The organism is Subtercola sp. YIM 133946 (genome assembly GCF_036553535.1).
GTDB lineage: Bacteria > Actinomycetota > Actinomycetes > Actinomycetales > Microbacteriaceae > Subtercola.
The window spans coordinates 1-13,151 of record NZ_JAZHPE010000027.1; the positions used below are offsets into that span (position 1 = coordinate 1).

Genomic DNA, 13,151 nt, shown 5'->3' on the forward strand with positions numbered 1-13,151 from the left:
CAAGCAGGGCAGTACCCACCAGCTCCGATACGAAATCAATACCTAGATTGTCCACGTTGACCTCTCAGATTTGAACTTGTTCGATCGCGGCTTCACTCTACTCGCGAGCATGTAAATGGGCGTAGGTTTGTGCTCGGGCGGCGGCTGCCGTGTCGTACGTTCTGCGAGCACGAGACGAAGGACTTTCAATGAAGAAGCTCATCAACGATCCGAAGAATGTGGTCGACGAGGCGGTGGCCGGAGTCGCGGCCGCACACGGCGACATCGTCACGATCTCGACCGACCCGCTGTACATCGTGCGCAAGGACGCGCCGGTGTCGGGCAAGGTCGGCATCGTCAGCGGCGGCGGCGGCGGCCATGAGCCCCTGCATGGCGGATTCGTCGGCTTCGGGATGCTGGACGCGGCCGTTCCCGGCCCCATCTTCACCTCGCCCACGCCCGACCCGATCCTGGCCGCGACCAAAGCCGTCGACGGCGGCGCCGGCGTGCTGCACATCGTGAAGAACTACACCGGCGACGTTCTCAACTTCGAGACCGCTGCCGACCTGGCGTCGGCCGACGACATCGAGGTGCGCACCGTGATCGTCGACGACGACGTCGCGGTCAAAGACAGCCTCTACACCGCCGGCCGCCGGGGTGTCGCAGGCACGGTTCTCGTCGAGAAGATCGCCGGAGCCGCCGCCGAGCGCGGCGACGACCTCGACGCCGTCGCCGCTGTCGCCACCAAGGTGAACGGCCAGACCCGCACCCTCGGCATCGCGCTCACGGCACCCACCGTGCCGCATGCCGGTGAGCCCAGCTTCACTCTGGCCGACGACGAGATCGAGATCGGCATCGGCATCCACGGCGAGCCCGGGCGCGAGCGCATCAAGCTCGAGCCGGCCGACCGAATCGTCGACCGCATGCTCGAGCCGATTCTCGAAGACCTGCCGTTCGCGTCGGGCGACGACGTGCTGCTCTTCGTGAACGGCATGGGCGGCACGCCGCTGGTCGAGCTGTACATCCTGTTCCGTCGCGCCGCAGAGGTGCTGGCCGAGAAGGGCATCACCGTCACCCGCACGCTCGTGGGCAACTTCGTCACCTCGCTCGAGATGCAGGGCGCGTCGATCACGGTTCTGAAGCTCGACGACGAACTGACCGAGCTGTGGGACGCCCCCGTGCAGACCGCCGCACTGCGGTGGGGAAGGTAGAGCGCCGTGGGTCTGGGCACCGCCTGGGTGACCGACTGGATCAGGCAGAGCGCCGCCGTCGTCTCTGACCACCGGGTCGAACTGATCACCCTCGACCGCGAGATCGGTGACGGCGACCACGGTGAGAACCTCGACCGGGGCTTCACGGCGGTGCTGGCGAAACTCGACGACCTGCCGGCAGACGCCGTTCCGGGCGATGTGCTCAAGCTGGTCGCGACCACTCTGATCTCGACCGTCGGTGGGGCATCCGGCCCCCTGCTCGGCACGGCCTACCTCAAGGCCGCCGGTGCGGTCGGCAAGGAGCCCGAGCTCGACGGCGCGGCCATCGTCGCACTGCTGACCGCCGCCCGCGACGGCGTCGTGCTGCGCGGCAAGGCCGAGGTGGGCGACAAGACCATGATCGACGCCTGGACCCCGGCGGTCGACGCCGCTGCGGCCGCGCTGGCCGACGGCAAGAACGACGTCGAGATCTTGCAGGCCGCCGCCGATGCGGCAGAGCAGGGCGCAGCATCGACCGAGCCGCTCGTCGCCCGCAAGGGCCGCGCGAGCTATCTCGGCGAGCGGGCCATCGGCCACCGCGACCCCGGTTCGCAGTCGTCTGCCCTGTTGCTGCGCGCGGCGGCCGACACTGCTGCCGCCGACGCGGGCTCCGGTTCGTGACGGTGGCGGGCACAGCGGGCAAGGTCGGCATCGTCTTCGTCTCGCACAGCGAGAAGATCGCCGAAGGGCTGGTCGACCTTGCCAGCCAGATGGCGGCTGACACGTCGCTGGCGGCAGCCGGCGGCACCGACGAGGGCGGCATCGGCACCAGTTTCGACAAGGTGTCGGCCGCGATAGTCGAAGTCGACTCGGGCGAGGGCGTGGTGGTTCTCGCCGACCTCGGCTCGGCCATCCTCACCGCCGAGACGGCGCTCGACTTTCTCGACGACGACGTTCAGGCGCGGGTGCGCATCGTCGACGCCCCGCTGGTCGAGGGCGGGGTGGCCGCCTCGGTGGCCGCAGAGACGGGCGGCACGCTCGACGACGTGGTCGCGGCGGCCGAGTCGGCGCGCGGGTCGGCCGGCGACGTGCCCGGCCCCGACGCCGCCGGTGGTGCAGGCGCCGGCACGACCGTGGGGCAGACGGATGCCCGTGTCGAGGATGCTGCGGCCCCGTTGACCCGCACGGTCACCGTCGTCAACAAAGACGGGCTGCACGCTCGGCCCGCGGCGGAATTCGTTAAGTTGGCGAACACGTTCCCGGCCAAGATCACGATCAACGGCAAAGACTCGAAGAGCCTGCTGGGCATCATGTCGCTCGGGCTCGTACGCGGAACCACCGCGACCCTCACGACAGACGACGAGGCCGGCAGAGACGCGCTGGACGCGCTTGCCGGCCTCATCGAGTCGGGCTTCGGCGAGGCCTGACGCCGCGCGACTCTGGGTGAGGAGAGCACAGCGCGTATCGAAACCATGTGGAGGGGCGGGTTTCGATACGCGGCTGCGCCGCTACTCAACCGGCGGGGCGAGGGGTGGGTTTCGATACGCGGCTGCGCCGCTACTCAACCGGTGGGGCGCGAGGTGGGTTTCGGTACGCGGCTGCGCCGAGCGACGCTGGTTGAGTAGCGCGCAGCGCGTATCGAAACCACGTGGAGGGGTGGGTTTCGATACGCGGCTGCGCCGCTACTCAACCGGCGGGGCGGCGTTCACTTGGCGGTCGGTTTTCGGAACGCGGCTGCGCCGAGCGACGCTGGTTGAGTAGCGCGCAGCGCGTATCGAAACCACGTGGAGGGGTGGGTTTCGATACGCGGCTGCGCCGCTACTCAACCAGCGGGCGCGGGGTGGGTTTCGATACGCGGCTGCGCCGCTACTCAACCGGCGGGCGCGGGGAGGCGACTACTTGGCCGTGGCCTTGCGGTTCTCGGCCGAGACCATCCAAGCGTACTGCTCGAGCGCTTCGATGATGGCGTGCAGCACGTCGGCGCTGGTCGGGTCGGCCTCGTCGACGGTGTCGTGCACCTCGCGCATGGTCGACACGACCGACTCGATGCGAACCGTCACGAGGTCGACCGTCTCGGCGGTGTCGATCTCGCCGTTGGGGTACTCGGGCAGGGTCGTGGTCGCCGCGACGGTGTCGCTGCGGCCATCCGGAACAGCGTGCAGGGCGCGCATGCGCTCGGCCACGGTGTCGCTGAATTCGCGCGCCGAGTCGATGATCTCGTCGAGCTGCAGGTGCAGGTCGCGAAAGTTCTTACCGACGACGTTCCAGTGCGCCTGCTTGCCCTGGATGTGCAGCTCGATCAGGTCGACGAGCACCTGCTGCAGCGCGTCGGTCAGCTCCTTCGGCGCCTTGAAGCCGCGCTCGGCACCCTGGCGACGGGTGCTCTTCGGGCCGCCGTCGGCGGGCACGCGTACGTCTCGTTCGATAGTGGAGGTTGACATGGTGTTGGGCCTTTCAGTCGAGTGCGATTCTTGCGGGAGGAGGGATCAGGGGTTCAGTTCAGGAGAGATGTTCAGGAGCGGACGATCAGGAGCAGACGATCAGATGGTGGCGACCGAGCCCGAGTCGACCCGGTAGTTCGACCCGTTCACGAAGCTCGCCGCCTCAGAGCAGAGGAACGCGATGACGTTGGCGACCTCGTCAGGCTCGCCCCGGCGCTTCAGCTCCATGTAGGGGCGTTCTTCGTCGAGGAAGCTCGTGATGGCCTTGTCGGTGGTGGTGCCCAGCTCGTCGGCGCGCTTGGCCATCATGGCGTCGGTCATGGGGGTGTGGATGAACGCCGGCGAGACGCAGTTCACCAGCAGGCCCTCGAGCGCGTAGCTGCGCGACAGCCCCTTCGCCAAGGCCAGGATGCCCGCCTTCGCCGAGCAGTAGGGCAGTTCGTCGTCGTACGGCTGAACGGCGTCTTCAGAGGCGACGAACACCAGGCGCCCCCAGCCGCCCTTCCGCAGGGAGGGCAGGAAGGCCTTGACCAGCCGCACCGGGCCCAGCAGGTCGACGAGCAGCGTGTTCGTCCAGCCCTCGTCGGTGATGTCGTGAAAGAGGCCTTGCGCGCCGGTGATGCCGGCCGACTGCACCAGAATGTCGATGTCTCCGATGGCGTCGGTGACGCTCTGGGCGAGCGCGGCGATCGAATCGACACTGGTGATGTCGGCCGCGAAGGCGAACAGCTTTCCGTCGTCGGCCTTCAGCTTCTTCGCCGCCTCGTCGAGGCTCTTCTGGTCTTGATCGGTGATGACGACCGTCACCCCCTCGGCGAGCAGCAGCCGGGCGGTGTGCCAGCCGATTCCCGAGTCGGCTCCCGAGACGAGTGCCTTTTTGCCGGTGATTCCGAGATCCATACCTTCGAGGCTACGCTCGGCCCTGTCAACCCTGCGTCATCGATCCGGGTGGTTGACAATGGTTGTGCTGTGATGGTTCGATGAGCGACGTCGTTTCAGCCCCCAGCCTCTTCCGGCACCAGCAGGCCATCCTCGGCGAGAGCCCCTTCTTCGACGCGACAGGATCGCTGTATTGGTGCGACATCACCGCGGGGCTCGTCTACCGCAGTCCGGTCGACGGCGCCGTCGACGGCTCAGACGACGAGGTGTTCGGCCTGCCGGCACCGGTCGCCTCGCTGCACCCGGCCCTGCGGGCAGGCACGCCGGGCTTCGTCGTGTCGCTGGGTGACCGCATCGTACTGACCGACGCGTCGTTCACCACAGTGACCGAGCTGGCGCGGGTGCGCCATGCCCACGCCGGCCTGCGCCTCAACGAGGGCAAGGTCGACCCGGCAGGCCGGTGGGTGACCGGCTCGATGAACGTCACAACAGGTGAGCCCGACGGCGCGATCTATGCTCTGGATGCCCGGGGCACCGCCCCGACGCTGCGAGTGCTGCGCGGCGGGGTGGGCATTGCGAACGGGTTCGAGTGGTCGCTCGACGGCGGCTCGTTCTACTTCGCCGACACGAGCGTGCAGTCGGTGTACCGCGGGCGCTACAGCGCCGACGGCGACGTGACCGACGAGCAGGTCTACGTGCACGGCGGCATGCACGACGGGCTCACTCTCGACGCCGAGGGCAACGCATGGGGTGCCCTGTACGGCGAGGGTGTGGTCGTGAAGTACGACGGCGGAGGTGCGGAGCTGCTGCGGGTCGAGCTGCCGGTGCCGAATGTGACGTCGGTCGCCTTCGGCGGGCGTGACCTGTCGACGCTGTACATCACCACCGCGAGGGAGAACCTGACCGAGCAGCAGCTCGTCGAGCATCCGCTCTCGGGCTCGGTCTTCCAGGTCGAGACCTCGACCCGCGGGCGCCTGCCGAACGTGTTTCTCGTCGGCTGAGCTCGGTCTCAGGAGCGGCCTCGCCTGCCCGACGCCCGGGGCTGGCTGCGAGTGAGTTCTTCGATGGTGATCGCGGCGTTGATCAGCGCGAGGTGGCTGAGGCCCTGGGGCAGGTTGCCGAGAAACGACGAATCGGCGGGGTCGATCATCTCGGAGTAGAGCCCGACGTCGTTCGACAGGGCGACCAGCTCGTTCATGAGCTCGACCGACTCGTCGTGCCGCCCGACGCAGACGAGGGCGGATGCCAGCCAGAACGAGCACGAGACGAAGGCGGCCTCTTCGGCCTCGACGCCCGAGTAACGGTAGATCAGAGGGCCGTCAGAGAGCTCAGCGAGGATGGCATCGATGGTCGACGACATGCGGGGGCCCCGGTCGAAGCCGCTCGGCCCGTGGAGCAGCACGGAGGCGTCGAGCTCGTCGGTGCCCGGATACGCCACGTAGCACTGCTTCTTCTCTGACCAGCAGTGCACTCGCACCCACTCTTCGATGACGCTGCGCTCGGCGCGCCACCGTGTCGAGTCACCGGGAATCTGGCCCAGCTCGCACAGGTCGATGGCGCAGGTCAGGGCCTGCCAGCAGCCCATCTTCGACGAGGTGTAGTGGCGTTCTTCGCCGAGCTCCCAGATGCCGGCGTCAGGGCGGCGCCAGGCGTCGCAGGTGCGGTCGGCGACGCCTGCGAGCATGCGACCGGTGTCGGCGTCGAGCACGTTGCCCGCCGCCACGTAGAGCTTGATCACGTCGAACAGGTCGCCGAACACGCCGAGCTGCAGCTGGGTGCTCGCCGGATTGCCGACGACGACGGGGCCTCGGTCTCTCCAGCCGGAGACCGCGTGCTGCTCGACCGGGCCGGGCAGCTCGCCGTCGAGCGTGTAGAAGACGTGCAGCCCGGGGCCATGGCGGCGAATGGTCTTCAGCAGCCACGACACGGCCGCGTGGGTCTCTTCACGCAGGCCGAACCTGATGAGCGCGTGCAGCATGTACGCGGTGTCGCGCACCCAGGCGTAGCGGTAGTCCCAGTTCTTGCCGCCCGTGGCGTTCTCGGGCAACGACGTCGTGGCGGCCGCCGCGATGGCGCCCGTGGGGCTGTAGATCAGCAGCTTGAGGGCGAGAGCGCTGCGCGACACGGCGTCGGCCCACGGCCCGTCGTACGAGAATTCGCGCGACCAGTTCTGCCAGTTGGCGATGGTGCGTTCGACACTGTCGACGACGACGCTGGGGTCGGGCAGGTGCAGGGGCTCGTTGGCGGTTCCGACGATGCTCAGCAGATGCCGAGACGTGCCGGTTGTGCTGAACCGCCCGACCATGGCGCGATCGCCGCCGCCTCGGGGGCCGTGGTCGAGGCCGCGCACGGCGATCATCACCGAGTCGACCCTGATCACGGCGCCGTGGGTGGTCTTCTGCACCCACGGCGAGGCCGTGGCGAGACAGGTGCCGGGCGCCACCTTCCAGCGGAAGCGCACGGTGCCCGAGACCCCGTCGACGCGCCGCGCGAGCTCGGCCCACGGCAGGCGCCCGGCGATCCCGGTGACGAGTGCGTCGGTCACTGTGGCGACGCCCGTCTCGGTGGTGAAGGTGGTCTCGAGAACGTTCGTGCCCTCGACGTAGCGCCGTTTCGAGGTGAACGGCTGTGTCGGGGTCAGTTCGATCGAACCGCCCTCGGCCTCGTCGAGCAGCCGGGCGAAGACGGGGGTGGTGTCGAGGTTCGGGATGGGAAACCAGTCGACGCTGCCGTCGAGCGCGACCAGCGCGACCGTGCGCCCGTCGCCGATGGCGCCGTACGAGCGCAGGTCGACGTACCCGCGCCGCCGGATCGGCGCCGAGGCGGTGTCGGCATCGGTCGTCACGGGCTGGTGTCCGGGGGAGGCAGCCGCGTTGGCATGCTTTCGCGTCGCAGAAGTCACCCTCTACCGTACGACAATCTCGGGCGGAACCAGCTGGGTGCGCAGGTAGCCCGCGAAGCCTCCGGGGGTGCGCCCGAACAGTCGGCCCGACGTCACCACCTCGATCTCGGCGGTGCTCACCACGCGGTCGGTCAGCTCTCGCAGTCGTGTCACGAGCTCGACGTCTTCATGCTCGTCGAGGGCCCGGAAGCCGCCGCTGCGGCGGTAGACGTCACCGCGCACGCCGAGGTTCGCGCCGTGGATCTCGCCCTGCGCCACACCCCGGCGGTGCAGGTGCAACCACGCCGCGACCTGCTTGGCGGTGAGCTCGGCGAAGGTGGGCCGAACCGTGCCGAGCACGACATCGGCGCCCTCGGCGGCGAGCCGCAGCTGGCCCGCCAGCCAGTGGGGCGGCACCGTCGAATCTGCGTCGGTGCTCGCGATCCACACCTCGGCCGGGTCGAGATCGAGCGCGGCCAGTGCACTGTCGACACCGGTAGCCCTGGCGCGGCCGACGTTGCCGCCGGGCGTGCCCAGCACCGTGACGCCGTGAAAGGTGCCCGCGATGGCGGCGGTGGCGTCAGAGCTGTCGTCGTCGACGACCACGGTCACCACACTGGCCTGCGTGCCCAGGGTCTGCACCGCACGCTCGATCGAACACAGGCAGGCCCCGATGAGCGCCTCTTCGTTGCGGGCCGGCACGACGACCGCGACCGCCCGCACAGACTCGCGCTCGGCCCTCACAACAGCCCCGTCTCGGCTGCGACGGAGCGCGGGTCGCGCGAATACACCTCGAGCACGAAGTCGTCTTCGAGGTGCCGGGCCAGCCGGTTCCATCGTGCGGCTCCGGCGAACGCCGCAATGCGCTCGTGTACTTCGTCGCCGGTCTGCAGGTAGTCGCCCACCTCATGGCGCCAGTGGCAGGCTACGAACTGCCCGTCGGCCGCCAGAGCGGCGTCGATCTTCGCGAGCACGGCGTCGAGCACGGCTGCGTCGAAGTAGTACCCCACCTCAGAGAGCACCACCAGGTCGAAGCTGCCCTCGACGGCCGACTGCGAGACGTCGGCCACCCGCAGGGTGACATTCGTAGCCCGGGCGAGTCGCTGCCGTGCTCGCTCGATCGCAGCCGGGGCGATGTCGACCGCCAGCAGGGTGTCGCAGCGCGCGGCCAGCTGCTCGGTGAGCACGCCGATCGAGCAGCCGATCTCGAAGCCGCTGGCATAGTGCTGGCGCGGCAGGGCAGAGACGGTGACCGCGCGCTTGCGCGACTCGTACCACCGGTTGACGAAGCCCCAGGGGTCGTCGGCCCGCGCGTAGGTGTTCTCGAAGTACTCGGCGGGCAGGGTTCGGGGCCGGGCATCCGGCGCGGTCGTCGACGCAGGATGCCCGGCGGTGCCCTGCTCGGCCGGGGCACCGCCGGCGACGCCATTGCCCGCAGGGGCACTGCGCACGAAGATCTCGTCGTCGCGATCGAAATTCGCCAGGAACGTGGCGTGCAGCAGGGCCTCGTCACCGGGCGCCGCGCTCAGCGCCTCGACCTGCGTGCGATGCGCCGAGATGGCCTGGTCTTTCGAGACGGCGGACCACTCCGACAACGGCAGGCTGACGAAGTCGGCCCAGGGAGTCGCACTGTCGTCTGGTCTCGACCAATGCCAGAGCCAGACGGGGTATTCGAGCAGTTCGAAACCGAACCGGTCGGCGAGCCAGGCGGCGGCATCGCCCACAGCCCGGTGGTCGGGATGCCCGTCGCCGCGCCAGGGGGCGACGAGCAGCGTGCGGCCTGCGCCCTGGGGCGGCGCGGCGGCTGCGGCGTCTGGCCGCACCCCCTCGACCGGGGTGCGCGAGGCCGTCTGCGCGGCCTGGCCGACGGCCTCGGCCAGCCGGCTCTGCAGTTCGGGCGCGATGCTCGCGAGCGTTCCATCGCCGAGACCCAGCTCGACGAGCGGGGTGCCGGGGGCGAGCAGCTCGAGCGCGGAGCGTACCTCGGCCGAGCGCAGGCTCGCCAGCTCTGTCGGGCCGAGGGTGGGCGAACCGGGATGCGACGCGTCGCCGTTCGTGACCACGACGACCGACACCGCGACCCCGCGGGAGAAGGCCTCGGCCATCAGCCCGCCCGCACCGAGCGTCTCATCGTCGGGGTGCGCCGCCAGCACGATCACCCGGGTCACCCCGTCGAGGTCGAGCTGCGGCAGTATGGCCCATCGCTCGTCGCGGGCCCATTCGGCGCGGGTCGTGCCGGGGTCGCGCGAGTCGAAGGTCACCACGGGGCGACCTCCGACGCGACGAGGTCGGCGCCGAGCGCGGCCTCGTCTTTCTCGGCGTGGTGCTGGCGCAGGTACAGCTCGAGGTCTGCCACCCGTTTGGCATGGGCGGCATCACGGGCCAGCGGAGCCGGGCCGAGGGCGTGGGCGACATGCGTGTGCACGGCTTCGGATGCCCGGGCCACGGTGGCTCGCACCCGCTGGGCGAGCAGCGTTCCCTGCTCGCCGGTCGCGGCGCCGGCGTCTACCAGTGCCGCCGCCTCGGCGAGAGCACGGCGCGCGTCGGCCAGCAGGGCATCCACGGCGCCGAGATGCATCAGCAGAATCGGGTCGGTGCGCCTGGTCACGCCGGCATCGAACAGGGCGCGGGCGACGCCCACGGCACCGCCGAACCAGCAGGCGGCGACGCCGATGCCGCCCCACGAGAACCCCGGTCGGCTGAGGTACCAGCCGGGCTCGCCGACCGCCCGGGCAGAAACGTCGACGAACCGCACGGGCCCACTCGGAATCTCGGCCAGGCCGCGCGCGTGCCACCGGCTACCCAGCACCTCGACGCCCGGCTGGCGCAGGTCGACGGCGAAGAGCTGCCTCGAGACGCCGTCGGCGAGCGTGGCCGAGACGAGGGCGGCGTCGAGCCGGTCGGCCAGCGAGCACCACGGCTTCTCGCCGATGAGCAGGTGCGTGGGGGAATGGTCGTCGCCTGCCAGCAGGTGCGTGGGGGAATCGCCGCCGGTGAGTAGGTGAGTGGAAGAGCCGTCGTCGCCTGCCAGCAGGTGCGTGGGGGAGTCACCGGCCCCTGTGGCCGGGGTCGCCCGAAGCGGCGGCACGGCCGGGCCGGCCTCGGCCGCGAACACGCCCCAGGTGCCCGCCGGCAGCGGTTGACCGGCCTCGGCGAGAATGGCCAGCGCGTCGAGGTGCGGCTCGACGGCCCGTGCGGTCCCGAGATCATGCGCAGCGATCGTCGCGAGCAGCTGCCACAGCTCGCCGGTGCGCCCGACACCGGGGCGGATGCCCGTGCCACCGATGATCGCAGCCAGCCCGAGGGCCTCGGCGACGGTGGGGGACTGTTCGTCGACCAGGCGCTGCAGGGCATCCTGAACCGGAGCGTCGAGGGGCGCAGCCTGCGCCGGGCGGAGGGGATCGAACGAGACGATGGCGCGCGATTGCGTCATGGTTCGACCCTCCTCTCGTTGTGCTTCACTGTAAAACGCCGCCGCGGCCCGTGCGGCATGGCGACCGACCCCTTGCGCAGGCCGGGCTTTTGCGACAGGCTCGCGCCCAACACCGAAGTCGGGGCTTTCGTCAAGCCCCTCGCCGCCGAAACGCCGGGCGCCCAGCCGCTCGGCCATGATGGTGCAATGCCCATCGAACACCCTCGCTCCCTTCCGTACCCGCTCGGCGTCACACTGCTCGACGGCGCCATCTCGTTCGCCGTCTACTCAGAGACGGCCGACGCGATCGACTTCTGCGCGTTCGACGACGATGGCACCGAGACTGCAACTCGCCTCACCGAGCGCACCGGCCATGTCTTTCACGGCATCGTCGAGGGCGCGGGCGTGGGCACCCGGTACGGCCTTCGCGTCGATGGCGCGTGGAACCCGGAGAACGGCCTGCGCCACAACAAGCACAAGCTGCTGCTCGACCCGCACGCCACCGCCATCGAGGGCGACTACGACTGGGGCCAGGCCCTGTTCAGTCACGACATGAACGAGCCCACCGAACGAAACGACGACGACTCGGCAGCCGCCATGCCGCGCTGCGTGATCACCGATCCGGCCTTCGACTGGAACGAGGGTGGTGCCGACGTCGCCCCGCGCACCCTGCTGTCAGACACGATCATCTACGAGACCCACGTGAAGGGGTTCACGAAGCTGCACCCCGACGTGCCAGAAGAGATTCGGGGCACCTACGCGGGCCTCGGGCATCCGGCCGCCGTGAAGTACTTCACCGACCTCGGCGTCACCGCCGTCGAACTCATGCCGGTGCACCAGTTCGTTCAAGACAGCCACCTGCTCGAAAAAGACCTGCGCAACTACTGGGGCTACAACAGCATCGGTTTCTTCGCACCGCACGGCGACTACGCTGCTGCCGGTGACGGCGGTGGCCAGGTCGCCGAGTTCAAGGCCATGGTCAAGTCGCTGCATGCGGCCGGCCTCGAGGTCATTCTCGACGTGGTCTACAACCACACCGCCGAAGGCAACCACATGGGCCCGACGCTGTCGTTCAAGGGCATCGACAACGAGGCCTACTACCGCCTGGTTCAGGATGACCGGGGTTCGTACTTCGACACCACCGGCACCGGCAACAGCCTGAACGTCTCGCACCCCACCGCGCTCGGCCTGATCATGGACTCGCTGCGCTACTGGGTCACCGAGATGCACGTCGACGGATTCCGCTTCGACCTGGCCACCACCCTCACCCGGCAGGGCGGCGACGCCGAACTGCACAGTGCCTTCCTGACTCTGATCCAGCAAGACCCGGTGCTGGCACCGGTGAAGATGATCGCCGAGCCCTGGGACACCGCCGGCTACCAGGTGGGCGGCTTTCCGGCCGACTGGTCGGAGTGGAACGGCAAGTTCCGCGATGATGTGCGCGACTTCTGGCTCGGCACCGACGGCATCCTGGGCACCCTCTCGCAGCGCGTGCTCGGCAGCCCCGACGTGTATGAGGCCGACCGCCGCTCGCCGCTGTCGAGCATCAACTTCGTGACGGCCCACGACGGCTTCACCCTGGCCGACCTCACCTCGTACAACCAGAAGCACAACGCGGCCAACGGCGAAGACAACAACGACGGCGAGAGCGACAATAAGTCGTCGAACGGCGGAGCTGAGGGCCCCACCGACGACCAGGCCGTCTGCCAGCGCCGCGACCTCGCGCGGCGAAACTTCCTGGCGACTCTGTTGTTGTCGGCCGGCGTGCCCATGATTCTGGGCGGCGACGAGATCGCGCGCACCCAGGGCGGAAACAACAACGCCTACTGCCAGGACAACGAGATCTCGTGGTTCGACTGGGCCGGCGCCGACACTTCGCTGCTCGAGTTCACGAAGACGTTGATCGCACTGCGCCGTGAGAACGCCGCACTGCACCCGGCGTGGTTTCGGCAGGCGCCCGAGGTGGGCGGCGACGACACCGTTCAGATCGACCGCTCTGACGCCGAGGGCTTCAGCGACGACGACTGGAAGAACCCGGATGCCCGCTCGATCGCCTTCGTGCTCGAACACGAGGGTGCCGACTCCTTCGCGCTGCTGCTCAACGCCGCCGCGAACGGCGTCGAGTTCCAGGTTCCGGCCGCGCCGAACGCCGAGTGGGAGCTCGCGATCTCGAGCGATCCCGGCCAGCAGGTCGAGGGCGAGGTGACCACACTCATCGTGGCCGGCACCTCGTTCACCGTCCTGCGCAGCCGCGCCTGACGCCGGCCACTCACCCGCACGTGACGCCGGTTTCGATACGCGCGGCTTCGCCCCGCTACTCAACCGGCGGGCGCTAGCAGACGCTGGTTGAGTAGCCGCGGAGCGGCGTA

Annotated in this window: 11 protein-coding genes; 5 read left to right on the top strand and 6 right to left on the bottom strand. The window is 69.3% G+C overall.

The annotated features are described in order from the left end of the window. Window positions 1–188: 188 nt before the first annotated feature. Genes dhaK through dhaM form a run of 3 tightly spaced genes read left to right on the top strand, consistent with a single transcriptional unit; the run spans window position 189 to window position 2,596 of the window. Complete coding sequence (dhaK, locus tag V3W46_RS10570) at window positions 189–1,190, top strand: dihydroxyacetone kinase subunit DhaK (RefSeq protein ID WP_331783077.1); 1,002 nt, start codon at window positions 189–191, stop codon at window positions 1,188–1,190. Window positions 1,191–1,196: 6 nt separating this feature from the next. Further along, entirely contained in the window at window positions 1,197–1,850 is a 654-nt protein-coding gene (gene dhaL / locus V3W46_RS10575) for a dihydroxyacetone kinase subunit DhaL (RefSeq protein ID WP_331783078.1), read from the top strand. Beyond that, complete coding sequence (dhaM, locus tag V3W46_RS10580) at window positions 1,847–2,596, top strand: dihydroxyacetone kinase phosphoryl donor subunit DhaM (RefSeq protein WP_331783079.1); 750 nt, start codon at window positions 1,847–1,849, stop codon at window positions 2,594–2,596. The genes dhaL and dhaM overlap by 4 nt, the downstream gene beginning before the upstream one ends. 468 nt (window positions 2,597–3,064) lie before the next feature. On the opposite strand, the gene V3W46_RS10585 is transcribed toward dhaM, so the two are convergent. After that, entirely contained in the window at window positions 3,065–3,610 is a 546-nt protein-coding gene (locus tag V3W46_RS10585; RefSeq protein ID WP_331783080.1) for a Dps family protein, read from the bottom strand. A gap of 99 nt (window positions 3,611–3,709) precedes the next feature. Beyond that, window positions 3,710–4,510, bottom strand: coding sequence for an SDR family NAD(P)-dependent oxidoreductase (locus V3W46_RS10590; RefSeq protein WP_331783081.1), 801 nt, complete (start codon window positions 4,508–4,510; stop codon window positions 3,710–3,712). An 80-nt stretch (window positions 4,511–4,590) separates the two neighbouring features. Here V3W46_RS10590 and V3W46_RS10595 point away from each other — a divergent pair, with 80 nt between their 5' ends. Next, a complete protein-coding gene (locus tag V3W46_RS10595) occupies window positions 4,591–5,490 on the top strand; it encodes an SMP-30/gluconolactonase/LRE family protein (protein ID WP_331783082.1) in 900 nt (299 codons plus the stop codon). A gap of 8 nt (window positions 5,491–5,498) precedes the next feature. On the opposite strand, the gene V3W46_RS10600 is transcribed toward V3W46_RS10595, so the two are convergent. The 4 genes from V3W46_RS10600 to V3W46_RS10615 are packed head-to-tail and all read right to left on the bottom strand — an operon-like array spanning window position 5,499 to window position 10,803. Continuing rightward, complete coding sequence (locus tag V3W46_RS10600; protein ID WP_331783083.1) at window positions 5,499–7,334, bottom strand: glycoside hydrolase family 15 protein; 1,836 nt, start codon at window positions 7,332–7,334, stop codon at window positions 5,499–5,501. Window positions 7,335–7,394: 60 nt separating this feature from the next. After that, entirely contained in the window at window positions 7,395–8,114 is a 720-nt protein-coding gene (locus V3W46_RS10605; protein ID WP_331783084.1) for a glycosyltransferase, read from the bottom strand. Then, window positions 8,111–9,634, bottom strand: coding sequence for a bifunctional PIG-L family deacetylase/class I SAM-dependent methyltransferase (locus V3W46_RS10610; RefSeq protein ID WP_331783085.1), 1,524 nt, complete (start codon window positions 9,632–9,634; stop codon window positions 8,111–8,113). Before V3W46_RS10610 ends, V3W46_RS10605 begins: the two co-directional genes overlap by 4 nt. Next, window positions 9,628–10,803, bottom strand: a complete 1,176-nt coding sequence (locus V3W46_RS10615) for an acyl-CoA dehydrogenase (RefSeq protein ID WP_331783086.1) — start codon at window positions 10,801–10,803, stop codon at window positions 9,628–9,630. The genes V3W46_RS10610 and V3W46_RS10615 overlap by 7 nt, the downstream gene beginning before the upstream one ends. A 186-nt stretch (window positions 10,804–10,989) precedes the next feature. Between V3W46_RS10615 and glgX the strand changes: the two genes are divergently transcribed. Next, the gene (glgX, locus tag V3W46_RS10620; protein ID WP_331783087.1) at window positions 10,990–13,041 is read left to right on the top strand and encodes a glycogen debranching protein GlgX; all 2,052 of its coding nucleotides are present in this window, start codon (window positions 10,990–10,992) and stop codon (window positions 13,039–13,041) included. Window positions 13,042–13,151: the final 110 nt, after the last annotated feature.